This is a genomic window from Bordetella genomosp. 5 (genome assembly GCF_002261315.1).
Lineage (GTDB): Bacteria > Pseudomonadota > Gammaproteobacteria > Burkholderiales > Burkholderiaceae_B > Bordetella.
Genome location: NZ_NEVP01000006.1, coordinates 419,976 through 445,287, shown reverse-complemented (window position 1 = coordinate 445,287; position 25,312 = coordinate 419,976). Strand labels below are relative to the sequence as shown.

The 25,312-nt window shown below is 66.3% G+C and carries 22 protein-coding genes and 1 pseudogene; 7 read left to right on the top strand and 16 right to left on the bottom strand.

The window, feature by feature from the left end:
- Nucleotides 1–84: 84 nt before the first annotated feature.
- The 4 genes from CAL25_RS10815 to CAL25_RS10800 form a co-directional block, all read right to left on the bottom strand.
- A complete protein-coding gene (locus tag CAL25_RS10815; RefSeq protein WP_094799962.1) occupies nucleotides 85–1,077 on the bottom strand; it encodes a FecR domain-containing protein in 993 nt (330 codons plus the stop codon).
- Nucleotides 1,074–1,586, bottom strand: coding sequence for a sigma-70 family RNA polymerase sigma factor (locus CAL25_RS10810; RefSeq protein WP_094799961.1), 513 nt, complete (start codon nucleotides 1,584–1,586; stop codon nucleotides 1,074–1,076). The genes CAL25_RS10815 and CAL25_RS10810 overlap by 4 nt, the downstream gene beginning before the upstream one ends.
- 254 nt (nucleotides 1,587–1,840) lie before the next feature.
- Nucleotides 1,841–3,229 carry a S41 family peptidase gene (locus CAL25_RS10805; RefSeq protein ID WP_094799960.1) on the bottom strand — a complete coding sequence of 463 codons (1,389 nt, stop codon included), beginning with the start codon at nucleotides 3,227–3,229 and terminating at the stop codon, nucleotides 1,841–1,843.
- Between the two features lie 50 nt (nucleotides 3,230–3,279).
- Nucleotides 3,280–4,323 carry an SMI1/KNR4 family protein gene (locus tag CAL25_RS10800; protein ID WP_094799959.1) on the bottom strand — a complete coding sequence of 348 codons (1,044 nt, stop codon included), beginning with the start codon at nucleotides 4,321–4,323 and terminating at the stop codon, nucleotides 3,280–3,282.
- Between the two features lie 265 nt (nucleotides 4,324–4,588).
- Here CAL25_RS10800 and CAL25_RS10795 point away from each other — a divergent pair, with 265 nt between their 5' ends.
- Entirely contained in the window at nucleotides 4,589–5,500 is a 912-nt protein-coding gene (locus CAL25_RS10795) for a LysR family transcriptional regulator (protein WP_212590895.1), read from the top strand.
- Between the two features lie 17 nt (nucleotides 5,501–5,517).
- On the opposite strand, the gene CAL25_RS10790 is transcribed toward CAL25_RS10795, so the two are convergent.
- The 11 genes from CAL25_RS10790 to CAL25_RS10740 form a co-directional block, all read right to left on the bottom strand.
- On the bottom strand, nucleotides 5,518–5,985 hold the full coding sequence (locus CAL25_RS10790) for a Rid family hydrolase (RefSeq protein ID WP_094799957.1): 468 nt from the start codon (nucleotides 5,983–5,985) through the stop codon (nucleotides 5,518–5,520).
- A 190-nt stretch (nucleotides 5,986–6,175) separates the two neighbouring features.
- Entirely contained in the window at nucleotides 6,176–7,120 is a 945-nt protein-coding gene (locus CAL25_RS10785; protein WP_094799956.1) for a LysR family transcriptional regulator, read from the bottom strand.
- A 74-nt stretch (nucleotides 7,121–7,194) separates the two neighbouring features.
- Complete coding sequence (locus tag CAL25_RS10780) at nucleotides 7,195–8,157, bottom strand: Bug family tripartite tricarboxylate transporter substrate binding protein (RefSeq protein ID WP_094799955.1); 963 nt, start codon at nucleotides 8,155–8,157, stop codon at nucleotides 7,195–7,197.
- A 32-nt stretch (nucleotides 8,158–8,189) separates the two neighbouring features.
- Nucleotides 8,190–9,464 carry a carboxylesterase/lipase family protein gene (locus tag CAL25_RS10775; RefSeq protein ID WP_094799954.1) on the bottom strand — a complete coding sequence of 425 codons (1,275 nt, stop codon included), beginning with the start codon at nucleotides 9,462–9,464 and terminating at the stop codon, nucleotides 8,190–8,192.
- Between the two features lie 199 nt (nucleotides 9,465–9,663).
- The gene (locus CAL25_RS10770) at nucleotides 9,664–11,103 is read right to left on the bottom strand and encodes a DUF1254 domain-containing protein (RefSeq protein WP_094799953.1); all 1,440 of its coding nucleotides are present in this window, start codon (nucleotides 11,101–11,103) and stop codon (nucleotides 9,664–9,666) included.
- A 148-nt stretch (nucleotides 11,104–11,251) separates the two neighbouring features.
- The gene (locus CAL25_RS10765) at nucleotides 11,252–12,577 is read right to left on the bottom strand and encodes a DUF1214 domain-containing protein (protein ID WP_094799952.1); all 1,326 of its coding nucleotides are present in this window, start codon (nucleotides 12,575–12,577) and stop codon (nucleotides 11,252–11,254) included.
- Nucleotides 12,578–13,190: 613 nt separating this feature from the next.
- Nucleotides 13,191–13,601, bottom strand: a complete 411-nt coding sequence (locus CAL25_RS10760; RefSeq protein WP_094799951.1) for a hypothetical protein — start codon at nucleotides 13,599–13,601, stop codon at nucleotides 13,191–13,193.
- A gap of 181 nt (nucleotides 13,602–13,782) precedes the next feature.
- Nucleotides 13,783–14,712, bottom strand: a complete 930-nt coding sequence (locus tag CAL25_RS10755) for a LysR family transcriptional regulator (RefSeq protein ID WP_094799950.1) — start codon at nucleotides 14,710–14,712, stop codon at nucleotides 13,783–13,785.
- Nucleotides 14,713–14,718: 6 nt separating this feature from the next.
- A complete protein-coding gene (locus tag CAL25_RS10750; RefSeq protein ID WP_094799949.1) occupies nucleotides 14,719–15,117 on the bottom strand; it encodes a PaaI family thioesterase in 399 nt (132 codons plus the stop codon).
- Nucleotides 15,114–15,566 carry a VOC family protein gene (locus CAL25_RS10745; RefSeq protein WP_094799948.1) on the bottom strand — a complete coding sequence of 151 codons (453 nt, stop codon included), beginning with the start codon at nucleotides 15,564–15,566 and terminating at the stop codon, nucleotides 15,114–15,116. Before CAL25_RS10745 ends, CAL25_RS10750 begins: the two co-directional genes overlap by 4 nt.
- Nucleotides 15,556–16,674, bottom strand: coding sequence for a CaiB/BaiF CoA transferase family protein (locus CAL25_RS10740; protein WP_094799947.1), 1,119 nt, complete (start codon nucleotides 16,672–16,674; stop codon nucleotides 15,556–15,558). The genes CAL25_RS10745 and CAL25_RS10740 overlap by 11 nt, the downstream gene beginning before the upstream one ends.
- Nucleotides 16,675–16,852: 178 nt before the next feature.
- On the opposite strand from CAL25_RS10740, the gene CAL25_RS10735 reads away from it, so the two are divergent.
- On the top strand, nucleotides 16,853–17,824 hold the full coding sequence (locus CAL25_RS10735; RefSeq protein ID WP_094799946.1) for a Bug family tripartite tricarboxylate transporter substrate binding protein: 972 nt from the start codon (nucleotides 16,853–16,855) through the stop codon (nucleotides 17,822–17,824).
- Entirely contained in the window at nucleotides 17,824–18,612 is a 789-nt protein-coding gene (locus tag CAL25_RS10730; RefSeq protein ID WP_094799945.1) for a 2-keto-4-pentenoate hydratase, read from the top strand. Before CAL25_RS10735 ends, CAL25_RS10730 begins: the two co-directional genes overlap by 1 nt.
- 38 nt (nucleotides 18,613–18,650) lie before the next feature.
- Here the strand turns inward: CAL25_RS10730 and CAL25_RS10725 are convergent.
- Nucleotides 18,651–19,286: pseudogene (locus CAL25_RS10725) on the bottom strand (electron transfer flavoprotein subunit alpha/FixB family protein); the annotation flags it as partial.
- Between the two features lie 275 nt (nucleotides 19,287–19,561).
- Here CAL25_RS10725 and CAL25_RS10720 point away from each other — a divergent pair.
- Genes CAL25_RS10720 through CAL25_RS10705 form a run of 4 tightly spaced genes read left to right on the top strand, consistent with a single transcriptional unit; the run spans nucleotide 19,562 to nucleotide 25,200 of the window.
- On the top strand, nucleotides 19,562–21,649 hold the full coding sequence (locus CAL25_RS10720) for a TonB-dependent receptor (protein ID WP_249279022.1): 2,088 nt from the start codon (nucleotides 19,562–19,564) through the stop codon (nucleotides 21,647–21,649).
- A 16-nt stretch (nucleotides 21,650–21,665) separates the two neighbouring features.
- Nucleotides 21,666–22,385 carry an ABC transporter ATP-binding protein gene (locus CAL25_RS10715; RefSeq protein ID WP_094799943.1) on the top strand — a complete coding sequence of 240 codons (720 nt, stop codon included), beginning with the start codon at nucleotides 21,666–21,668 and terminating at the stop codon, nucleotides 22,383–22,385.
- Nucleotides 22,382–23,797, top strand: coding sequence for a DUF3526 domain-containing protein (locus CAL25_RS10710; RefSeq protein ID WP_094799942.1), 1,416 nt, complete (start codon nucleotides 22,382–22,384; stop codon nucleotides 23,795–23,797). Before CAL25_RS10715 ends, CAL25_RS10710 begins: the two co-directional genes overlap by 4 nt.
- The gene (locus CAL25_RS10705; protein ID WP_094799941.1) at nucleotides 23,794–25,200 is read left to right on the top strand and encodes a DUF3526 domain-containing protein; all 1,407 of its coding nucleotides are present in this window, start codon (nucleotides 23,794–23,796) and stop codon (nucleotides 25,198–25,200) included. The genes CAL25_RS10710 and CAL25_RS10705 overlap by 4 nt, the downstream gene beginning before the upstream one ends.
- Nucleotides 25,201–25,312: the final 112 nt, after the last annotated feature.

Genomic DNA, 25,312 nt, shown 5'->3' with positions numbered 1-25,312 from the left:
CCTCGCTGTCTGTCTCTCTGTCTAACGAACCAGATTCGATAATCTTCGCCGCCGTTACAATTTCGCCTCGCCTCGAGGCCAGGTCTAGGCAGGTTGCCGGGGTCCGACCGTGACCCAATAGCGCGTGCGATAGCGCAGCTCGAGATCGAGCACGCCGGCCACGACCTCGAGCGCCTTGTCGGTGTCGTCGATCCGGAAAGCGCCGGTCACCTCACGATGCGCGACCGCGTCGTCGCAACGCACCAGCCCGGGTCGATAGCGGCCGAGCTCGGTGAGGAAGCGGTCGAGCCGCATGCGGTTCGCCACCAGCATGCCGGCGGCCCAGGCCGGCGTGCCACCCTCGATGGGCGCAGCGGGGGCAAGCGTGCGGCGATCGAACTCAAGCTGTTCTCCGGCGTGCACCACCCGCGCTGCCTGCGTGTGGGCGCGGGGTTCCACGCGCACCGCGCCCTCGAACACGCCGATCCGCGTCGCCGCGCCGTCGTCGTCCAGCTGCCGCACGACGAAGCGCGTGCCCAGCGGGGTGAGCCGGCCGTTCGGGGTCTCGACGGTGAACGGGCGGCCGGACGGATCGGGCGCCGTCGCGATCAGGATCTCGCCTGCGCGCAGATCGACGCGGCGCTGGCGGGCGTCGTAGTGCAGCGCCACGGTCGAGTCGGTGTTGAGCGTGAGCAGGGTGCCGTCGGCCAGCGTCAGGGTCTGTTGCTGGCCCACGGCGGTGCGATGGACGGTCGAGCCGTCCCACCAGCCCTCGCGCAGGCCGGCCCATGTCAGCCCGCCGAGACCGATGCCCCCGACCATCCACTTCAGCGCGCTGCGACGCGAGCGCCCCTCGCAATAGCGCAGGATGGTCTGGCTGGCGGTGGTCTCGGAAACCGGCCCGCCGGTGAGTCCGCCGACTTCCTGGCGGATGCCGGTGAGGCGCTGCCAGGCGAGCTCATGCCGCGCGTCAGCCTGGCGCCAGGCGGTACAGGCCGCCAGGGTGTCCGCGTCGGGTGCATCGCCGGTCCGCATCATCCAGCGGGCGGCCTCGCGAACAATGTCGGCATGCAGCCGTTCGGCGCGGGCCGCGCTCATGAGTAGAGCACCGCGTAGCAATGCTCCCAGGCCTTGACGATGTCGCGCTGCACCGCGGCCACCGAGATGTCGAGCTGCTCGGCGATATCACGGTAGGGCAGGCCCTCGACCTGCGCCAGCACGAACACCCGGCGCGCCCGCGTGGGCAACTGCTCGAGCATGCGGCACACCGCGTTCAGCGCCTCGAGCACAAGGGCATGGGTCTCAGGGCTCGGCTCGACCGCGTCGCTGCGGGCGGCGAGCGTGTCGAGGTAAGCCTGCTCGACGGCGCGGTGGCGCGACTGGTCGATCAGGAGGCGCTTGGCGACGGTCGTGAGGAAGCCGCGCGGTTCGGCGAACGCGGCGCGCGACTCGCTGCGCATGACGCGCTCGAACGTGTCGTGGGCCAGATCCGCGGCATTGTCGGTGTTGCCGCTAAGCCGGCGGCGCAGCATCTGCACCAGCCAGCCGTGATGCTCTCGGTACAGGCTGACGAAATCGTCGGAGGACGCAAAGTCGGCGGGGGGCAAGGGCGCTTCCGTTCAAACGATAATGGGAATGATTGCTAATTTTACAGAAATCAGCGCCCCAGTTGTGTTTGAACGGTGCAAGTGCCCGCGCGGGCGGCGACGGGCAGTAGCGGGCGTATCCGATCAGCCGCCGGCTGGCAGGCGCGTGTGGCGCGTCGGCGCCACCGGCCTCGACCAGCAGCACGCGGCCGTGGCCGGGCGTGGCGAGCAGGGCGGCGAGCGAGGGCGCCGTGCTGACGGGCGCCGCCACGGGTTCAGCGACCGAGCGCGCGCACGCGGCCGTTGTCCAGCGCCGCCACGGCCGCCACGCGCGGCAGGTCGGCGCCCGGTTCGGCACGCGCCACGGCGGCCTGGATGCGGCGTTCGATGCGCTTGTTGAAGCCGGAGACCAGATCCTCGCGCACCGCGAACAGGCCGGTCGGCGCATCGTAGAGCAGATCGGGCGTCACGCCCGCCTGATCGATCGGCGTGCCGGTGGGACGCAGCATGCGGGCGGTGGTGAGCAGCATGCCACCCTCGTCGCGCGGCAGCGGCAGGACGGTCTGGATCGTGCCCGCGCCGGTGGTGCGCGCGCCGATCAGCAGCGCGCGTCCATGGTCCTGCAGCGCGCCCGCCACGAGTTCGGCGCCCGCGCCGGTGCGGCCATCCACCAGCACGCTGATCTGCACGCCGGGCAGGATGTCGCCGTCGCGCGCCGTGAGGCGGCGTTCGTTCATGGGCGAACGGCCGCGCAGCGTGGCGATCACCGTGCCCGGCGGCAGCAGCAGGCTGCCGAGGTGCTCGGCCACATCGAGCAGCCCGCCCGCGTTGCCCCGCAGGTCCAGCACCAGGCCCTGCACCGGCGCGCCGGCCTGTGCGGCGGCCGCCTCGAGCGCGGCGCGGAAGTCGGCGCCGGTGGTGGCATTGAACGCCGTGATGCGCACCAGCGCCACGCGGCCCTCGATGTCCCAGGTGAGCGCGGCGGGCGCGGGCACCGGCGCCCGTTCGGCCTGTATCTCGAGCGGCGCGGCCTCGCCGGCGCGTTGCACCTGCAACTGCGTGAGCGTGCCGACCTCGCCGCGCAGCAACGAGACGGCCTGCGCCAGACCCATGCCCTCGGTGGGTCGTCCGTCCACGCTCGTGATCACGTCGTCGGCGCGCAAGCCGGCTTTCTCGGCGGGCCCGCCCGGCAGCGCGCGCACCACCGTCAGGCGGCCTTGCTCCATCTTGAGCTCGAGCCCGACCGAGGCGGGCGGCGGCTTGAACTCCACCGGCGCGATGAGCCGGCTTTGCGGATCCAGCCCGTTCAGCATGGCGTTGAGCGCGGTTTGCACGGCGGCGTCACGCGCCTGCGGCGCCGGAAACCGCATCAGCTCATCCGTCAGCAGGCGCACCTGCGGCGTGACGCCCGCCGCCTTGTCCTGCGCCCGGATCGCCTCGTCGAGCGACGCGGCCCGCGCCGCGCCGGCCGCCTGCGCCAGCGGCGCCAGTCCGCGCAGGCCCGCGATCACCACCCGGCGGGTGTCGATGGGATCGACGTAGTGCGCCTGGATCTGTACGACGGCCGCGGTCAGCTTGCCTTCGAGGTCTTCGCGCGGCCCGGCCAGCACCGTGCCCGGGAGGGCCAGGGAAACCAGCAGGGCGAGGACTCGTTGGCGCATCATCGGAAAAAGGCTCCAAAACAGGGTATTCGGAAGGGGCTGGGCGGTCGGCCTCAGGCCGGGTTGGCCAGCGGTGTCAGCGCGTCCAGCAGCGCGCGCTCGGCCTGCGCCGACATCCGGAAGCCGTCCGCGCCGGACACGATATCGCCGGCCGCAACCCGCGCGTTCCACCAGTCGCGCACGAAGTCCTGGGCGTAGCCGCCGGTGCGCAGCCCGAACGGCTCTTTCACCAGATTGAACACGATCATCAGCTCGAAGCTGGGCTCGTCGTAGGTCTCGGCGCCGCGCGGCCGCGCCACGAAGGCCTCGAACGACGCGGGCGTGGCAAGTTGCGTGTACAACCAGAACATCAGGGCGTACATGAGGTGGGAGTCCGGGTCGGCGTGCAGCGAGAAGTGGCCCTTGGCCTCGACGATGCGGCGCGCCAGCGCGCGCAGCACCTGCTCTCCGTTAGGCAGGCGCTCGCCGGCCGCGGCCAGCGCGGCGATCACGATTGGCGAGAGCGATCCTTGCTCCGTCATGTCGATTGCGTCCGCCCGCTCGGCTTCGCTGTCGTCGAACGCTTCTTCGCCGACCAGGCCATGGATGAACTCGGCGAAATTGGCCGCCACGACGGTGATCCGATAGTCGTCTTCCTGATCCACGTGCACGACGCGCGGTTCGCCCTGCGGGCCGCAATCACGGTAGTCGAGCATGATCACGTCGTGTCCGGCGCTCGGGCAGGTGGCGATCACCACGCCGATGTCCGGGTAGCCCCATTCGCGCATCATGAATGGGGAGCCCAGTTCGCCGCAGAGCGAATAGCATGCGTCGCGCCCGATGGCGTAGAGGCCGGTGATGGCGACGTGATCGTCGGCCCAGCTCGTGGGCTCGTCCATCGGAAAGCAGTTGCGTGCGACCACGCCGCCATTCTGGTGGCGGGCGAGTTCGATGTAGGCGGCCGGCAGCCGATAGCCCAGCGCGGCTTCGATGGCTGCCACCTGAGCGTCGTCGGGCGCGGGCTCGACATAGTTTTCGCGCGAGTAAGCGTGGTCTTCCCAGAAGGTGTCGATATCGAAATCGGCAAAAGCGGAGCCGTGCGCCGGGCGGGTGACCATGAATAATCCTGTAGAAGGTTCGTGCGAGCGCCCCTTGCTGGCATCAGCATTGGAGCAGCGCACAAGATGCGGGATCGTATCGCAGGTCCTCTGATCGTTGTATTGCCAAACGTCAGCGGCACCGCAGAGGGCAGGGTTGCGTAGAATGCGCAATCCAGTGGCGTCTTGCTACTTTACCGATGAACCGCCTATGAACGTCCGACATCAGCCCCCCCGTGCCACCGGGCTACCCAAGGAAGGCCAATCGCGAGCGGGCGATTCAGACGTGAGCAGCCTGTCGTGGGACGACCTTCGGATCGTCAAGGCTCTCAGCGATTCGGGTAATCGTGCGACCGCTGCCGACAGACTGGGGTTGAATGCCTCTACGCTCTCGCGCCGGATCGCGCATCTTGAACAGGCGCTGGGAGTCACGATTTTCACGCGGCGGCGGTCGGGCTACACCCTCACGGCGGAAGGCCAGGAACTGCGGGCGTTAAGCGAGCGCGTCGAGCTGGACATTGTCAGCGTGGCTCGGCGCGTCGGCCGCGCCACGCAGGAGCCCATCGGGAACCTGCGAATCACCACCAGCGACTCGCTTCTGCTCCATTTTCTGACGCCCATCATCGCGGCGTTCAGGAGGCGCCACACCGCAATACGGATCGAGGTGTATGTGGGCAACGACGCCTTGAACCTCGCACGCGACGAGTCGGATATCGCGCTTCGCGCCACCAAGAATCCGCTCGATACCCTGGCGGGACGCCGTCTTGCCACGATCGCCTGGGCGGCGTACGGCCGTCGGGCCGACTTTCCCCACAATACGCCGGCAGGCGACCGCCTCTACGAACAGCTCTGGGTGTCGTACGCCGGGCGATTGGCAGGCCTGGGTGCGGTGCCGTACGTCGACGCGCGCGTCGCGGCGTCCGACATTCTCTATCGGGCGGATTCGGTGGCAGCTATTTCCAGCGCCATCTCAGCGGGAATGGGGATCGGTTTTCTTCCCTGCATGCTCGGCGATGTCATGCCGGGCTTGATGCGCATGGGGCCCGTGGTGCCAGAGCTCGATGACGAGCTCTGGCTGCTCACCCATCCCGACATCCGGATATCGCCACGGGTACAGACCTTCATGCAGTTCTGCGCGGATGCGGTGCGCGAACAGAAGGCGCTGATCGAAGGGCGATCGCCCGCCACGCCTGTCTGATTCCGGCCTGCGGACGATTACGCATCGGCGCCCGGGCCGAGAATCGCCTTGCAGGCCACCTCGATCAGCTGCGCGGGCATCGCCAGACGCGACACGCCGATCAGATTGCTTGCGCACTGCGGCCGCTGGGTGCCGTACGCCTCCTTGCGCACCTTGCCCGCTGCCGCAAACGCGGCGTCCACGTCCAGGACATACACGGTTTCTTCGACCACGTTATCCAGCGTGGCGCCGAACTGTGCGAGTACCTTGGAAAGGTTCACATAGGTCTGGCGCATCTGCGCCTCCATGGCAGAGAAATCCTCGGGCGCACCGCGACCATCCAGCGCCGCGGGCGCAACCAGATTGCCGCTATCGTCGTGGCTGAGTTGCCCGGACACATAGATTTCGTTGCCGACTCTGACGGCCTGCGCGTAGCCGTAGGCGTCTTCCCACGGCACGTTCAAATAGGCGGTTTGCTTGCTGATCGGGTGGGCGGTGTTGGCCATGTCGGTTCCTTGGGATGTTGCCGCTGCGAGGGTTCGGCGCGGACGGATTTGAGAAACGACAGGCTATCAAGCGTACGAAGCGCACGGCGCGCAATTTTGCGCCTCTGGTGGCGCAGAATTGCACCGGAACTGCGACCCGAGGCCCGCTGGGTTTACCCACGGGCGCGCGTCCCGCGCCCGACTCAGTGGCCTACGCGCCGGCTCCGCCCTGGGCCTGCGGCGAACGCTGGATCACGCGCGCGATCTGCGTGGCGAACGCGCGCATCTGCCGATTGCTCGGGCGGTCGCGGCGCCAGATGGCGGCGAGCGGGGAGGGCTTGACCGGCGGCAAGACCGGCAGCACATGCAGCTCGCCGCGCGCCTCCCAGACGCGCGCCACGCTGCCGGGCAGCAGCCAGAGATCCTGGCCCGCGCGCATCATCTCGCGGCCGAACTCCAGCGACAGCGCACCGACCATGCGTGGGATCGGCAGCCCCAGCCGGCGCAGCGCGAACTCCAGCTCGCCGCGGATGCGGCTGCTGGGCAGTGCGGCAATCCAGGGATGCGCGAGATAGTTGGAGAGCGTGGCGTCCGGCTGGCCCACGAGCGGATGAGACGGCGCGCAGGTCAGCACGACGGCATCCTGCATCAGCGTGACCGAGCGGTAGATCTGGGGGTTCACGGTGGAGGCGAAGCGGCTGATGAGGATGTCGAGCGACCCGGCGTCCAGGTCTTCGATCAACCGTTCGTGCGTGCCCACCTCGACCGACAGCACGATGCGCGGGTGGTTTTCGCGAAAGCGCAGCGCCGCCTCTGCCACCGGCCAGCCCGAGAACAGCGTGAAGCAGCCGACCGTGAGGCTGCCGGCCTCGCCGCGCACGAGCGCGGCCAGGTCGACCTCGGCCTTGCGGTAGCCGCTGAGTAGCTGGCGCGCGTGCCGGCACATGGCCAGGCCGAGCGGCGTGCACGTGGTGCCCTTGACCGTGCGTTCGAACAGGCGCGCACCCACCAGATCCTCGATTTCGGCCACGGCGCGAGACAACGACGACTGCGTGCAGTTCAGCTGTGCCGCGGCCTTGGACAGATTGCCGAGGTCGCCCACCGTGAGCACGATCTCGAGGTGGCGGGTGCGGAGTTTTCCTTTGAACGGCGTCATGGGCATCGGAGAAGTTGACCGTCGATTATTCCCGGCCCGCCCGCCGCGGGCAACGGCGCGAAAACCCGCAGCCGTTATTGCAGGCGGATGCCCAGCGCCTTGATGAGCGGCTCCATCTCGGCGCGGTCGGTCGCGATCGTTTGTGCGAGGTCTTCGGCGGTCCCGCCGATGGGGATCATCCCGAGCGTCTCCATCTGGGTCTTCATGGCGGGATCCGCGAGCGCCTGCGCAACCGCATGCTGGATCAGCCGCGCGCGTTCGGGCGGCACGCCCGTGGGTGCCATCAGGCCGATCCAGGGCTGCGGCGCGTAGCCGGGCAGGCCGGATTCCGCCAGCGTGGGCGTGCCCGGCAGACCGCCGAAGCGCTGCGGGCTGGTGATTGCAAGGGCGCGCACCTTGCCGCCGTCGATCAGCCCCTTGGCGCTCGAGAATGCATCGAGCGCCACGTCGAGCTGCCCGCCCACGAGATCGGTCTGCGTCTTGCCGGACGAAGAGGAGGGCACATACAGAGCCTTGATGCCCGCGCGTTGTGCCGTCTGCTCCCAGACCAGATGAAACGCCGTGCCGATCGAGAACGAGCCCATGGTGAGGTTGCGCTGCTTGCTGGCGGCCACGAAGTCCTGCCAGGTGCGCAGCGGGCTGTCCGCGGCCACGATGAACAGAAACGGCGTGCGGGCGACCAGCGCGATCGGCTGCAGGTCTTTCTGTGGGTCGAAGGGAAGCTTGTCGACCGCGAACGGCACGATGGTCACGGTCGAGGCCACCACCATGCCGAGGGTATAGCCGTCGGCCGGCGCCTTGAGCAGGGCGCCGGTGCTGATGATGCCCGACGCGCCGGGCCGGTTTTCGACCACCACCGGCTGATTCCATTGCTGGCTCAGCTTGGCCGCGAGCACGCGCAGCATCACATCCACCGGTCCGCCCGGCGGGTTCGACACGATGATGTGCACCGGTCTGTCCGGAAAGGCCGCCAGCGCAGGCACGGCGGCGGCCAGCAACACGGCGCCCAAGGCCGCGCGAATCGCTCGTTTGATCATGTTGTTCCCCTTATGAGTTGTTTGAGGTGAAGTCAGTGCGCCGCGAGCAGCTGCTGGTGCGGGGCGGCGGGCCAGTCGGGGGCCTCGCCGCGAATGAAGGCCAGCCAGGCGCGCTGCGTTCGATCCGCCAGCGCACGCGCCTCGCGTGGGTCCAGGCCCGCTAGCATGGGCGCGCCCGTGTAGGCGGGCAGGGTGCCGAACACGAACGGCAGATCGATGCAGTGGCAGGCGCCGAAGCGCTCGGTGGGCGCCACGTCGAAGCGCGCCAGCCAGGCCTGACGGCCCAGGCGCGCCGCGTTGGCCGCCCAGGCTCGCGCGGGTGCCCCGAAGATCGACTCGCCGAGCGCCTGGCCGGGGCCGTCGCGACCCATGCCCGGAAAGGCCGCCATCTCGTCGCGCGTGTAGCTCACCAGCACGTCGGCCAGCCCCGCGGCCGCGTCCAGCGCGGCGTGCATGTCTTGCGGCAGGACCGCACCGTCGGCCACCGGCCCGAACAGCGAGCGGTGCGCGCCCTCGGCATCGAGGGCGGCGAGGACGCCGGCGTCCTGTTGCGCGTGCAACAAAGCGGCCACCGGCACGTCGCGCAGGGCGTCGAGGTCAGAGACGCCGCAGGCGCGCATGATGGCGTGCGCGATGGCTTCGGCCTGGTCGGCACCGCGAAAGCCGCGGCCCAGCGCGGCGCTCTGAAGAATGGCGCGATCGAATCGCGGCGCGCGGGTCAACATCGCGCAGATGGACGAGGCCCCGGCCGATTGACCCATCACGGTGATGCGCGCGGGATCACCGCCGAATGCGTCGATGTTGGCGATCACCCAGTCGAGCGCGGCCTCCTGGTCGAGCAGGCCCACGTTGGCGGTCCGGCCCGGCAGGCACAGCCAGCCGAGCGCGGCCAGCCGGTAGTTCACACCGACCACCACCACATCGCCCGCGGTGGCCAGCGGCGCCCCGTCGTACCAGGGCAGGGCACCGCCACCGCTTTGCCAGGCACCGCCGTGCAACCAGACCACCACGGGCCGGCGGGCGCCGTCGGGCGCGGGTGCCCACACGGTCAGGTGCAGGCAGTCTTCGGACTGCGCGGCGTCGAAGTCGCCCATGGCCTCCCGCAGCCGCGAAGGCATCTGCGGCGCCACCGGCCCGGGCCGCGTCGCGTCGAGCGTGCCTTGCCATGCGGCCGGCTGGGGCGGCGCCCAGCGCAGCGGCCCGACCGGCGGCGCGGCATAAGGAATGGCGTCGAAGCGGCAGACGCCGCCGCGCCGCTGGCCGTTGACCGTACCCGCCTTCAGGCGAGCCGTGCAAGATTCGTTCATGCGCGCTTCCCCGGGAACGCAGCCTCGTGGCTGCCGTGTCCCATGGTAGGAGCGAACGCGCGGGCTCGGTCATGCGGGTTTCGAACCGAGCCATGCAGAAACGGAATGGTTACGGCGTGCCGCCGCCGTCAGCAGATACGGCCGGAGGGCGGGATGTGGACTTCCAGGACATTCCACCCCCTGGGCGTGACGCCCCGGGTCAACGCGCCCGCACGAAATCGCCGGGCTTCCAGCTCTTGTCGAACGCCGCCGCCTCCGGGCCGTAGATGCGGATATAGGCGAACCAACCCTGCCCGGGGTTGGTCTGGATCCAGCGGTTCTCCTGGCCCTCCGGCGCCTTCGGCCCGAAATACAGCGTGAGCGGCCGCGACGTGTCCACGTCCTTCAACTCGAACAGCGACCGCAAGGCCGCCTTGTCCTGCGGCGTCTGGACCTGAGAGCGCGTCTGGCTGTCGTACACCGTGACGGACCAGAACAGCTTGCCCGGCACCGGCTGCGGCACCGTGAGGGTGTAACTCTGGCCGCCATCCAGAAACGCGCCCTGATCATCGCGCGCGCCCAGCCAATACAGCGAGCCTGCCCCGGGGTCACGGCGGAACATGGCGGGCGAGGTGACGATCGCCTGCGCGAACCACCGGTCTCGCGCGTCCAGGTCGACGCCATACGAGGTCTCGAATTGCGCGCTGCCCGGCACGAGGCCCGCCCATTCCCACTGCCGGTCGGGCCAGGCGCGCCGATCGGGCCGGTCGCTGTCGAACGCCGCCACCAGCATCTGGTCGCGGCCGATCCGGGCAGCCTGGGTTAGCGTCTCGCGCAGCTTCAGGTCGGGCTTGAAGGGTTTGCCTTTTTCGATGCCGATCTCCGCGAGCAGCCCATACATGGCGCTGGCCGCGGGGTTGATCGGCTCCTGCTGGATCACGCGATCGAGCACCTCCCAGAACTGAAAGTTGTCTTCCCATTTGAGGGAGGAGCTGTCCATCTTCATTTGCGTCGTGTCGACCGCCGCCAGCGCGGGGCCAGGGGTGCCGTCGGGGCCGAGCGAATAAATTTTGATCGCGCGCAGCGCGTCGAGCGCGCCAGGCACGTCGCCGTTGACCGGCATGGCGCGCACGGCAAGCAGGTTATTGATGGTGGGAGAGCGGCCGGCGTGATGGCCCGCCGGCGCGGGTCCGGCATAGCCGGGCGGCAGCACGATGTGCTTGCCGCCCTTGCCGGCGTCGGGCCCGGGCAGCCCCAGGTCCTGCACCCATCCCTGGTTGTGGTCGTTGACCAGACCGATCAGCGGACCGGGAGGCAGCTCGATCACCACCGGCCCCTTCGACAGGTCCAGCACCGCCGAGCCGTACGGCGTGTCGGAGTTGAGCGTGAAGCCCACCTGCCGCGGCCCGGTCGCCGCGATACCCCATTGCCGGCCCTCGGCGATGCCCGCGCTCCGATTGCCGTTGAAGATGCCTTCCATCGACACGGTGGGATACCAATAGCGATAGGCGATCAGGGCGCGCTGCATGAGCTGGTCGGCCCGTACCTGCTGCGAGGTCGCGGGCGTCGGGTATCCGCGTTCAAAGCGATACGGAGAGGAGGTTTGCGCCTGGACGCTGGCGATGCAGGTGAGGGCGAGCAGGGCGGAGCGAACGATCATGAGCACACCTCGTCGAGCAGAGTCTTGCGGTGGAGGGGAGCCGGCGGGTCGATGCCGGAAACATACAGGCAGAGCTTCTTCAGCGGATGACGGCGCCATCGATCGTGGGCGGCGCGCGTGTCAGGCCCCGCGGCGCGGCGACGGCACGTCAGAGACGTGTCACGGGAGGAGGGGCCCAGTCACCCTGTTTCACGTTGTCCTTCGGAACATAGGTGCGGAAGGTGAGCGAAAACGGCTTTCCGGCCGGGGCCGGCAACCAGTTCGATTCCGGCACGCCGGCCGGCGCCGTGGGGCCGATCGCGATTTTCAAGGAGCCGTCGGGCTCGAGCTTGAGATCGGAATGGGTATTGAAGTTGTAGCGCTTCAGATCGTTGGGCACGACGCGATAGTCTGGCACGCTGACCAGAATCACCGACCAATACGCATTCACCGCGGTCTGCGGCAGCTTGTCGGCCGGAAAATGCATCACGTAGCTGTTCGCGCCGTTCAGCGTTTCTTCGTTGGCATCCCGCGTGGCCACAAAATAAATGACCTCGTCGCGGGTATTCGCCCAGATCCCCGCGTAATTCACCACCGTGCGCAGCCGGTAATTGGCGCCGTAATTGCCGGTGGGGCTGCCGCCCACCCAGTGGTTGCGATAGGGCGCGCTCTTGGTGAAGGCGTATTCGATGAATTGCGGCACGACCCGCTCGCGCAGCAGCTTGCCGACGGCCTCTCTTGCCTCGGGCGACGACGCCACATGTCGGGCAACGGCACGCACCTGCTGTTGCATCTGGGCCGCCACGGGCGACACATCGAACGCGCTGCCGAGCCGTGCATCGACATCGTCGAAGATCTCGGCCCCCAGCAGCGTTTTGTTGTCGAAGGCCGGCACGGCCACGGGCGGTTGAATCAGCGGCGTGCCCAGCGAGCGGAGCTCGAAGCCGCGCTGCAGCGATACCGCGCCGAGCGGATCGCCCTTGAGCTCGACGCGGCCGAGCAGCTTGGCCTTGGACGAATGCAGTTCGATGCGCGCGGCGCCCGGAGGGATGTCACCCCGCCATCCCGGCGCGACCAGCGCGTAGGTCCCAAAGGGCTGGGAGGCAAACGTGCGCTCATTGATATTGGCGATGACTTCGCCCCATTCGTCGAGAATCTGGGCCGTGTAATAGCGCTCGGCCACCTGCGGCACGGTCAGAATCGCCGGCGTCCGGTCGTCGACCGCGATCCACGCTTCGAGATAGGCGACATCGAAATTCGGATTCACGAAATCCGCCGACCCCAACGGGTTGTAGGCGATCTCGTTATAGGCGAACTGCGGCGCGGCGCGGTCCATGTGCTCCTGCCGGATCACCAGCATGCGGCCAAGCAGGTAGAGATACGCCTGCTCGATGACCTCGTCGCTCGGCGGCGTCGTCGACGCCCCGACGCGACCCCAGGCCAGCGTGCCGGCGGCGGCCATCAAAGCAAGCATTGCACGGCGATTCAAGTGCATGTGACGCTCCAGTGAACAAGACCAGAGAGGGCGCGCCGACGCTGGCGTGCGTGGTGGCCGGCACGATGTCGAACTCGCCTGGCTTACACGCGGCCAAGATCAATCATCAGGTGGGCGCGGTGCCGCTTGGGAAATGGGGAGGCGGGACGAACGGGCCGGTGCGCCACGGCGGCAGAGAATCCGCGCGGGGAGGGCGGCACAGCGCGCCGGCGGACAGGCACCGGCGGGGAGATCGATACAACGACGGCATGAACATGCGGCAAACCTCGTTCCTTGCGTTCGTACTGCCAACAATCGGGTTGATGGGCACCAGCAAAGCGACGAGCGTCGCGTCTTTTTATTCTTTAGTTTGCGGATATTGCCGTCAAGCAGAATTTGCAGACTGGCGTCAAGGCGCGGAGGCGGGATTTCGGACGGATATCGGGGTGTTGAGCCGGGCACACGAGGCGGGCACACGAGGCGGAAGCTTCGGGGCGCCCATGCCGAGCTGTGCACACAAGGTAGAAGCTGCGCAACGCCGATGCTGAACCGTGGGCGAAAGGCGGAAGCCGCGGAACGCCAACACTGTGCCGTGCACACGAGGCAGGAGCGGCGGCGCGCTCCGGAACGATCGTCAACGCAGGTTGCGAATCGTGCCGTCTGGGTCGAAGAAGCTAGTCTTGATGCCACGTACCAGTTCGTCCGACGCCTGCGACATCATCTGGCTCATGTTCTGGAGTCGCGCCATCTCGACGCTCACGCGCGAGGCGATTTCGGCGCCCTGGCTGTAGAGCTCGGTGAGCCGCTGGTCGAGTTCCGCGGCGGGCAGGCCTTGTTCCATCAACAACGCTTTCTGGTGCTCGAGGCCGCGCAATTCGGTGTTCAGCCCGCTGACCAAGCTGGCTTGTTCCATCACTTGGCCACGAAGACGGTCATAACGTTCCAGCAGGATGGCCGCAGGCAGAAGCTGAGAAGCGGGCCCGATGGCTTTCGCCGCGTCGAGGTAGACGGAGGACATGCCGCCGGGAAGGGAGTCGATTGCCATGAAGCGTTCCGGTGAAGATCCTGACCCGGTCTGAGTGACAGGGCGAGCCCGGAAGTTCCACGGTTTGCCTCTATCTGCTACTTTACATAATATACATTATGCGTGTTATGGATGGAGAGACGGGTGGAGGGTTCCGGTACCCCGCATTAGATAGCGGCCAGCCGGGTCGCACGCCGATGGTCTAGAGCGTAGCGATAGGCTCCAGAACTTGACCCGGTTTGATGTGCACACGTGCCAACTTCAGCATTTCCTCGCTAAGCTTGACATTGGCAAAGCGCGACATCACGCACTGAACACGCGAGTCGATTCTGGTGTCAATCTCGCGGAACGCGACGCCCTTGATGCCGGTATGCAGCAAACATTCCGGCACGATCGCAACGCCCATGCCTATCGATACGCAGGAAACCGCAGTTAGCCATTGACTGACATGGTGCTCTATGCGCGGAGAGAATCCGGCCTCTATGCACAGGGAGAGGATCGTATCGAAGTAGTATGGCGACGATTTCCGGTTAAAGATGATGAAATTCTCCTCCTGGAATTGGGCCAGCCGGACCGGACCCGCAGCCGCCCTACCCTGATCGGGCATACACAGTAGGAATCGCTCCAAAAACAAGGTAGTACAGTGAGAAAGGCGATCATCGTTCGGTACGATGGAATGCGTGAATCCCACATCGATATCACCACGTTGGATCGCGGCCAACTGATCCATTGAGGACATTTCGTGCAGCGAGACTCGCACATCCGGATGAGCTTGGCGGAACGCCGATACGAGGTTTCCCAGACCGCGGTAGATCATCGAAGCGTGAAAGCCAACGTTCAGTCGCGACCGGATTCGACTATCGTAGGCGCGGATATCGTCGATTGACTGGGCTGCTTGGCTGACCAAGACCAGGGCCCGGCGATAAAACTCCCTTCCCACCTCGGAAAGCTCGACACTGCGGCTATTGCGCAGCACGAGCTGAAGTCCGAGAGCGGCTTCCAGTTGCTGAATCGCGACACTAAATGGAGGTTGGGACACATGGCACCGCGCTGCCGCTTTACCAAAGCTCAGTTCTTCAGCCAGCGCCACAAAATATCGAAGATGCCGAAGCTCGATCGCATCCTTGTGCATGATTCCTTATATCTTTGCCAGCTTGAATGACCCAGTCGCGATTGCCACCTTGATCCCCTGAGCATCGTAGACCACGCCGCTCGCGAAGGCCAGTGTTCGACCCCTTGATTCACAGCGGCATTCGGCCATCAGTTGGCCGATGGCAGGTCTGAGAAATTTGACGGCCAAGTCTATCGTCCAAGCACGCAGGACTAGTGGATCATGAGCGCGCACGGCAGCGGCAAGCGTGAAATCCAGCAGCGCCATGACGGCAGGACCGCTTATGGTGCCATGCGCGTTCAGGTTGGCAGGGGCATCTGGAAGGATTGCGCACGCGGTGTCGTCCACGAGAGAGTGCGGACGCAGGCCGAAGTGATCTATCACCGGCGCGCGAACTCCAAAGAAGGTGCCATCCTCCAAGTTCATCGTGCGGCAAGCCCGTAGTACGAAAGGATTTCGGCCGGTCTTTCGGGGCCGGGTTCAAATACCTCCAAGAGAACCCTGTCGGGGGCCTCCACCATGAAGTATCCCCCGCCGTCTGACGCACGTATCCCGTTCGGGATGTGAAGGCCTGCAGCGCTCATGCGTCCGTAAAGCTCTTCCAGGCCAACGACCTGAATTCCCAAGTGATGCACTGCATTGCGAGGGGTCGGATCGATAGCCTTTTCGTACATGTGAACCGCGCCAAGACCGATCTTCAGAAAGACATTTCGTGTCCCGGCATACAAACCATCCCAGATGACTTCGGCCCCAAACCATCGAGTATAGAAATCAACGGCGACAGCAATGTCTGCACAGATCAGGTGCGGATGATGCATGTGGTAGCGCTTGTCCGAGCCGTAGGGGTAGCGCGCGGTAGAAGGATCAAAGTCCATGTGCGCTCCCTGCGTGAAGTTCGGGCGGAGCAAGGCGATAAGTGGCCGGGGTATCGCTCAAGCGAATCGGCGACGCAACTCCCCGATAGCCGCCAGGCAGGGTCACCTCCAGCCCCATGTGCGTCGTATGTGGGTGGCTGAGCACCTCCGCGACGGAGCAGACCGGCGCGCAAGGGACGCCGAGTTTGACGAGGTCCTGAGCCAATTGGCGGCCGTCCGCCGGCGCTAGCGCCTGTTCGAGAATCTCGCGCAGCGCCTGCCGGTTTACGGAGCGTGACGGGTTTGAGGCAAATCGGGAATCGAGGGCCAGTGCCCCGATGCCAAGTCGACCGCAAAGCGCCACGAACTGAGTGTCGTTTCCCACCGCCAGATAAATTGTGCCGTCCGCCGTTTGAAAGCTGTCATACGGATAGATGTTCGGGTGGGCGTTCCCTGTCCTTTCCGGATTCTTGCCCGTCGCATAATAGTTGCTTGCATGCGGATGCAGCAGTGACACGGCGTTGGCATACAGCGTGGTTTCCACCATCTGACCGCGCCCGGTGCGGTGGCGTGCCTGCAAGGCCAGCAGTACCGCGATGACGGCATTCAGCCCCGTAGTCATGTCGACAACGGGCAGCCCCACGCGTGTTGCATCCGCACCGCCATTGACGCTCATCAGGCCGCATAACGCCTGAACGGCAGTGTCATACGCCGGCAGTCCACCGTAAGGACCATCCGAGCCAAAACCCGAAACGCGGCAATGAACTAGGCGCGGATTGGCTTCGACGAAGCTGTTTAGATTCCAACCCCATTTGCTCAGAGTGGACAGCTTGAAATTTTCAATCAGCACATCAGCCTGGGCCACCTCCTCCATCAATGCCGCCCGCCCTGACTCAGTGCCAAGATTCAGCATTCGGCTACGCTTGTTGCGGTTCGCACCGGAAAAGTACGCCGACGTCTGCCCGAGATATGGCGGCCCCCAACTCCGCGTATCGTCTCCCTCCGGTCCCTCGATCTTGAGTACATCGGCCCCATGGTCGCCCAAAACCTGACCGGCATAAGGGCCGCCCAGCACCCGCGACACATCGAGTACCCGCACGCCTGCCAACGCACCTTCGCTTGCTTCCATCGTTTGTATCCTGTCTGCGGCCCCCGAATAGTCGGAAGGGCTTCGAGCAAAAGCTTAGCGACTCGCAATCTGGGATCTATTCGAAACGAATATGGACGAATACTGAAATCCAATCACCGCGCGGTGCGGTGCTCCTAGAATTTGCCTCAAACAACAATTGCGACAAGGAGACAAACCCATGCATCGTGCCTTCAAGACCACCCTGCTTGCTCTAAGCATATTGGCCAGCGCAAGTGCCGGCGCTCAGGAAAGCTGGCCGCAGCGGCCGATCACGTTCGTGGTCCCCTACCCGCCGGGCGGCCCTGCAGATCTGATTGCCCGCAGCGTAGCAAGGAAAATGAGCGATTTTGCCAAGCAAAGCATCATCGTCGAGAACAAGGCCGGCGCCAGCGGCAACATTGCCGGCGAGTACATAGCGCGAGCGCCGAAGGACGGCTATACGCTGCTTTTTGGGTCCTCGCCAGTACTAGTGATCAATCCCGGCTTGTATCCGAAGCTAGGCTTCGATCCATTGCGCGATTTCCAGCCAATAGCGGACTTCGGCAGCCTGCCCAACGCGGTTCTGGTCAATGCCGCGCTTCCCGTTTCCTCGGTCCAAGACCTGATTGCGTATGCGCGTCGAGAGCCCACGACATTTGCGTCGGCAGGCAGCGGCGGCACCACGCATCTGGCCGGGCTGCTCTTTGCCCAGGCTGCGGGGCTCAAGGACGTAACGCACGTACCCTACAAGGGTTCGGCGCCGGCGCTGCAATCTCTGCTCGCCAGCCAGGTGACGATGACCTTCACCGACGTATATACCGCCTATCCGTTCCTGACCTCCGGCAAATTGAAAGTGCTGGGAATCACCTCGGCCCAGCCCTCCGCGCTGTTGCCAGACGTTCGGACCTTGCAACAACAGGGAATGCCCGGAATCGACGTCAGTGTTTTCTTTGCATTGTTGGGGCCGGCTGGCATGCCTCCCTCCGTTGTCCAGCGACTGAGCGCGCTTTCCCAGCAAGTGCTGCAGGATCCTGAGATCCGAAGTCAATTCAAAGAGCGTGGATTGGAGCTGCCATCTGATGGAAGTCCAGAGACACTGCGTACCCGCATGGAGCGAGAAACGGCCACGTGGAGCCAGTTAATCAAATCCACGGGCGCCGCGGTCGACTGATGACAACTATCGCCAGTACACACCCGCGCCTGGTCAACGCGTTAATCTCCGCGCGGCGCGATGGTCATCAGATCGAGGACGTGGCGCCGCTTGAACGGCTCGAGACGGAAGACGATGCCTATGCAGTAATGCTGCAGGTGGCGCAAGCGTTAGGCTGGGCACCGGCCGGTTGGAAAATCGCCGCCACAAACGCCGACTTACAGCGACGGCTGCGAACCACGCAACCAGTCTGCGGAATCACGTATCTGCGGGACGTTCGCGAACACCCCGCCACGCTGCGCCGTGACGAGTTGCTGGATCCCATCATCGAATGCGAGATTCTATTTGTTCTCGGCAAGCCTTTACCTCCTCGGACCCGAGCGTACAGCGAGGACGAGGTAGCCATGGCGATAAGCCGTGCACACATTGGAATTGAGGTGGCCCAATGCCGCTTTCCCCGGAAACGTCTACCCGATCCTCTTTACATACAGGCAGACGGTTTCGCCGCGGGCCACTATGTATGCGGCGCGCCTGTTCCGGACTGGCGAAGCGCCATGCTGAACGGCATTGAGGTTGTACTGGAGCGCAATGGCGAACCAGTCGCGCACGGCTCGACGAACGACGTGATGGGTAACCCACTGCACGCGGTAACGTGGCTGTCCGGACGGTTGAATCAACTTGGGTGGGGGCTAAGAGCGGGAGACCTCGTGGCCTCCGGCTCGTGCAACATTCTGGTGCCGGGCCGCGCCGGTGATGCGTTTCGTGCTCGATTTTCCGGTGTCGGGGACGTGAGTCTCCGACTTACGTAAGTGTCACGCGTTGTCGTTATCTGACGGTAGGGGGACTCTCACATCGCCGCGGCCAGGTCTGGCACGACCGTGAACAGGTCGCTCACCAGCCCGTAATCGGCCACGCCGAAAATCGGCGCCTCGGCGTCCTTGTTGATGGCGACGATGACCTTCGAATCCTTCATGCCGGCCAGATGCTGGATGGCGCCCGAGATGCCGACGGCCACGTACAGCTGCGGCGCGACGATCTTGCCGGTCTGGCCAACCTGCCAGTCGTTCGGCGCGTAGCCGGCGTCGACCGCGGCACGCGAGGCGCCCAGCGCGGCGCCCAGCTTGTCGGCGAGCGGATCCAGGATCTTGAAGTTCTCGGCGCTGCCCAGACCGCGGCCACCCGAGACCACGACACGCGCGCCGGCCAGTTCAGGACGGTCGCTCTTGGCGACTTCGCGGCCCACGAACGTGGACAGGCCCGAATCGGCAACCGCGGCTGCGTCTTCGGCCGAGGCGGAACCGCCTTGGGCGGCGACGGCGTCAAAGCCGGTCGTGCGCACAGTGATGACCTTGACGGCGTCGGCCGATTGCACGGTGGCAATGGCGTTGCCGGCGTAGATCGGGCGCTGGAACGTGTCGGCGGATTCGACACCGATGATGTCGGAGATCTGCGCCACATCGAGCTTGGCGGCGACGCGCGGCGCCGCGAGGCCACGCCGGGGCCGTCCCATCCGCTTGCCCTCTCTCGACCGAGCTCCGCGCCAGGCATACACGCGCCCTCACTCAAACCTCGGACAGACCACCGCCCACCTCCGCACCGCCACAAAATAGAATAATATAACGTTCCAATTTTACATCGAGGCTGCCTAGGCCCCGGTCGCACTCACGCGGTTTCATCCCGCGTTCATCCCCGATCCAACCCCACTCCGACCCTATGTCCACGCGACCTTCCTGCAGCATTCCTGGCGACAACCCTGCTTTGCGCACCGCTTTTGTCGTCCTCTCCCTGGCCACCGGCCTGACGGCCGGCGAAGCCTGGGCCGAGGAGAAGCGCGCGGCGCCCTCCTCCTCCACCGCCACGCTGGCGCCGATCGAGGTCAGCGGGCAGGACGTTGCGCGGGAGTTGATGGGCGAGCGGGATCGGGTCACGCTGGACAGCACCGGCCTGCCGGCCGCCATGACCGTGATCACCCCGGCCGAGTTGCAGACGATCAACGTGGGCCGGGATATCTCGAACATCTTTCGGCGCGTGCCCGGTGTGGTGGCCAACAACATCGATCAGGGCGATACCGGCAACGGCTTCCGAATGCGCGGCTTTGCCACCCAGGGCACGCACGGCGCCGACACGGCGGTTTACGTCGACGGCGTCCCGCAAAACCTGCCTTCGAGCGAGGCGGGCGCGGGACACGGGCCGGCCTTTCTGGAGTGGCTCACGCCGGACATGATCGGCAACGTCGCGGTGATCAAAGGCCCGGTGTCCGCCTTGTATGGCGATCAGCATCGCGCCGGCGCCGTGGACATCAGCTCGCCGTGGGGCCAAGTACCTTCGAGCATCGGGCTGACGGTGGAGAGCTACGGCGGACGACGCGCCTCGCTGGTCCATTCGGGCGAATACAAAGACATCCAATCCTTGTTCGTGGCGGATGTGTATCGCGCCGATAGTTACCGTGACGAGGCCGACACCGAACGGCAGAATTTCTTCTGGAAGCTGTCCACGCCCTATGACGGCGGCCGGTACAGCCTGAGCGTGAACCACTATCACGCGCGCTTTCATGCGGCGGGATACCTGCTGCAGTCGAGCCTGCAGTCGGGCGCGGCGGATTTTCGGGATGTGCAGTACGACACGCCGGGCTTCGGACGCAACACGCAGACCGGTCTGGTGTTCAACCGCAGTCCGCTCAACAGCGAGGCGGGGTTTTACACCACCGTCTATGCGCAGAAGCTCGAGCGCGAGCGTGGCATTGCCGCCGCGGTGGATCAGCATAACGTGGGGAGCGACGACCGCTATTTCGCGGGCGGCCGCGTCGCGAACAACTTTGTGTTCGGCGACCGGGGCGCGCTGTTCGTGGGCGCCGATTTTCGGCGCGACAAGGGCGATGGCATCCGCCAGCGCTATGTCAACGGCGATCCCACCGACAATTATCTGGTCAACCTGAACATGGATCTGGTGACCTACGGCGTGTTCGCCCAGGGGCAGTACAAGCCGACCGAGAATCTGAAGCTGCTGGCGGGCTTGCGTTACGACGCGTTCGACTACGACATCGAGAACCGCAAGCTGCCCGACGCATCCACCAAGTATCGTGATTCCGTGGCGACGCCCAAGCTCGGTGTGGTCTGGAGCGCCCTGCCCACGCTCGACCTCTATGCGAACGTGGCCGAGGGCTTTCGTTCGCCGGCGGCGCAGCAGATCAGCCCCAGCGGCACGCTGGGCCCGCTCGGCGCGCGCGGCGGCGCCGCCAATACGTCGATCGCGCCGTCCAAGGTGCGGTCGTATGACCTGGGCTTCACCGCGTCGCCCTCCGAGAATCTGGCCGTGGCCGGCGCCGTGTACTACACGGAAAACGAAGACGAGATCGTGCTGACCGCACCCGACACGTATTCGTCGGTGGGCGAGACGACACGCAAGGGTTTCGAACTGGAAGCGCGCTGGCGTGCCACGCGCGGCTTCAGTGTGTATGCCAGCTATGGACGCATCCTGGAAGCCGAGATCAAGAATCCCCTCCCCGGCACCGGCGCGCGTCTGTCCGTGCCCAAGGACATCATCAAGGCGGGCGTGGAGTACGGCATGCCGCTTGCCCAGGGGCACCTCACGCTCAACGCCGACGCTTATCTCACGCGCGGCGTCCCGTACTACAGCGGTTCGCCCCTGGCGGAAAAGTCGATGCCGACCTACACCCGCTACGACTTCCGCGTGACCTACGACTACCAGCGCTACCAGATGTCGGCGTATTGGATTCTGCAGCCGCACCGTTACGCCAGCGAGGCGGCCTATGCGACCAACGCCGGGCTCTGGATCTCGCCGCAGCCCAAGAATCTCGTCGGCGTGAACATGCGCTACTTCTTCTGACGCGCGGGAGATCGTCATGAGCGCCCCTGCGCTGCAAGCGCACGATCTGACCGTGGACTTCGCGGCCAGGCGTGCGATCGATGGCCTGTGCCTGACCGTGCCCGCGGGGTGCATCTATGCCCTGCTGGGCGGCAACGGGGCGGGCAAGACCACGACGCTCAGCGTGTTTCTGGGTTTTGTCCCGCCGTCCGCGGGCGAGGTGCATGTGGGCGGCACGCGGGTCGACAAAGATCCCGACGCGGCGCGGCGCCTGGTCTCTTATCTGCCCGAGAACGTGGCCCTGTACCCCTACCTGAGCGGCATCGAGAACCTGCGTTATTTCAGTGCGCTGGCGGGTTTGCGACTGTCCGCGGCCGAGGCCACCGCCCGGCTCGAGCAGGCCGGTCTGCAGTGCGGCGCCCACGGCCAGCGGGTCGAGCGCTACTCCAAAGGGATGCGCCAGAAGGTGGGCCTGGCCATCGCCTACGCCAAGGGCGCCGTGGCCATGTTGCTGGACGAGCCGACCTCGGGCCTGGATCCGGCCGCCACGCACGACTTCTCGACGCAACTGCGCCGCGCGGCGGCCGATGGCCTGGGCATCCTGATGGCCACGCATGACCTGTTCAACGCGGTCGAGGTCGCCGACCGCATCGGCATCATGCGGTCCGGCCGTCTGCTGGACGAGTTCGACGCGCACCGCGTCAGCCATGCGGAGCTCGAAGCGACCTATCTGGCGCATGCGCGAGCCGTGCCATGATCGGCGTGATTGTCCGCAAGGAACTGCTGGGGCTCTACCGCGACCGCCGTGTGCTGATTCTTGCCGTGGCGCTCCTGGCCATGTGGGCGACGCTGTACGTGGCCGCGCTCGCGCAGCAAAGCCGTCTGCACGCCGAGCGCGTGCACATCGGCGACACCACCCGGGCGCAATGGGAAAAACAGGGCATCAAGCATCCGCATCGCGGGGCCCACTTCGGCATCTACGTGTTTCGTCCGGACGCCCCCTTGTGGGCCTTCGATCCCGGCATCGAGCCCTATGTGGGGCAAGCGATCTGGCTCGAACCGCATCGACGCAACATGGCGCGTTTCAATCCCGACGCCGATGGCGGACCGGGCGCGCGCTTCGGCCAGATCGTGCCGGCCTATCTGCTGGCCGGGCTGTTTCCGTTGTTGATCATGGCGCTGTCTTTCAGCCAGGCAACGCAGGAGCGCGAGCGAGGCACCCTGCGCATGCTGCAAAGCATGGGGGTGTCGAACGCCGCCTTGCTGGGCGGCAAGCTGATCGCCATCATGACATGCGTCGCGCTGGCGTTTCTGCCCATCTTCGGTTTGCTCGGCATCGGCGCCCTCTGGCTGACCGAATCCGCCGGGCTGACGCTCCGCGTCGCCAGCCTGGCGGGCGTGTATCTGCTCTACTACCTGTGCCTTGCCACGCTCGGCCTCGCCGTCGGCGCGCTCAGCGCCGGCAGCCGCGGCGCGCTGTTCGTGCTGGTGCTGGTGTGGGCCCTGTTCGTGCTGGCCGCGCCGCGCGTTGCCAGCGCCGTGGCGCAGGCCCGTGTGCCCCTGCCCTCCTCGTCCCAATTCTGGGCCGACATCGCCCACGACTACACGCAGGGTCTGCCCGGTGGCGAAAGCCTCGCGACCCAGGTGCGGGCGTTCGAGGCCGGACTCCTGCGTCAGTATGGGGTGGCCTCGCTCAGCGAGGTGCCGATCGGCGTGAATGCCGCGAGGCGGATGGTGCGCGACGCGCACGCCGACCGGGTCCATGCGCATCATTTCGACGCGCTGTGGGCTCGCTATGAACGGCAGCAGCAGCTGTTGCGCTGGGCGGGTCTGTTCAGCCCGACCCTCGCGCTGATGGCCTCGTCGGCCTCGCTCTCGGGCACATCGCTGGCACATCAAGGCCATTTCGAGGAGGCGGCGGAGCACTACCGGCGCGACGTCAATACGGCGCTCGACCAGTGGGACGTGGCCCATACCCGAGGCAACGTCTCCTACGAGACTCAGTATGGGGCAGACTCGTTGTGGCAGAGCATTCCCGAGTTCCAGTACGCGCCGCCCTCGCTGGGCTTCGCGGTCAGGCGGGCCGGGCCCGACCTGCTGTCGCTGGCCGCCTGGGTCATGGCTTCGGCAGGACTGTTGGCCCTGGCCGCAAGGCGGTGGCGACCATGAGGCTGATACTCTGGGCCGAGTGGCTGCGCTTTCGCCGCAGCCGCGCCAACCTCGCGATCACGTTCAGCTACTGCTTGGTGTTGGCGGTTTGCGCGCTTTGGTCGATGCAGGGCGCGCGCGACAAGCGCCTCGCCGATGACCGGGAGATAGCCGCACAACACGCCGTGATCGAGCAGGCGCGAGCGAGCCACCCAGCCGGCGGCGCGGACGCGCCCGTCGATCCCGGGCGGGCCGCGCTGCAGGCATTCAATCTGGGCCGGTCGACGGCGGGCCTGGCCCAGTTGCCGCCCGGCCCGGGCCTCGCGCTGAGCCTGTCGCCCTACGGCACCCTGCCCACCCGCATTGCGGTCTCCGTGGAGAGTCGTCAGGCGGACGGACGGCGCAGCGATGCGCTGAGCAATCCCATGCTCGCGCAGTATCGCGCGCTGGATCTGGGCGCCGTGCTGGCGCTGCTGCTGCCCTTGGTGGCGATCGGTCTGTGCGCGGGCGCATTCCAGGAAGATCGCGAACGCGGCATCTGGCGCACGACGCTCGCTCAGACCGTGCGGCCGTGGCGGCCGCCCTATGCCGCTCTGGGCATCCGCGCGCTGGTGCTGTGGTTGCCGGCCGCGCTGACCTGCAGCGTGGCAATTGCTGCGAGCGCCAGTGCGGGCGCCGCGTCGGCCGCGGCGTGGTGGGCCTTGTGCCTGGCCGCGTACGCGGGGTTCTGGGTGGCGCTATGCGGCGCGTTGGCGGCGTTGGCGATCTCGTCCGGCGCGGCGCTGCTGACCGCGCTGGCCGGGTGGCTCTTGCTGACCTTCGTGGTTCCCGCGGGCCTTCAGACGGCGGCCGGCGCGCGGCATCCCATGCCGTCGCGTTTGGCCTTCATCGTGGAACTGCGTCAGGCGCAGCAGGAAGCGGAAGTCCGCATGCCTGCCCTGACCAAGCGCTGGTACGCCAACCACCCGGAATCGGCGCCGCTGTTCACGGGCCGGCATACGTGGCCGGTGACTTTCCTGCCCCGCTTCGAGCACCAGGACAGTCTGATCCATCCCGCGCTGCGGCGTTTCGATCGGCAACGGCTGGCGCAAACCGAGTTCGTGCAACGCTGGGCGTGGCTGTCTCCGCCCTTGGCGTTGCTGCAGGTGTCGGACGATCTGGCGGGCATCGGCGCCGGGCAACATAGCGCGTTCCTGGACGCCGTCGATACGTACGAAGCGACGTGGCGCGGCTTCTTCGTGCCGCGGATCATGAGCTATCGGGGGCTGTCGAGCGCGGACTACGCGCGGATTCCGTCATTCGAAGCGGCGCAGCGCGCCCCCTCGCACGCGGTGGCGTGGCTGGCCGTGCAACTGTTAGTGGCGGCGGCAGCGTTGACGACGCTGCTGCATCTGCTCAGGAAACGCCTGGGACGCTGTGTATGACACGCGGCACGGGCCGCGCGCGACGGACGTGGCGTCCATGCTGACCCGAGGGTGTGACGTGCGGCGAATCCGCGATCGCGCGTGCGCGGCGTGAGCCGGCTGTGCGGTAACG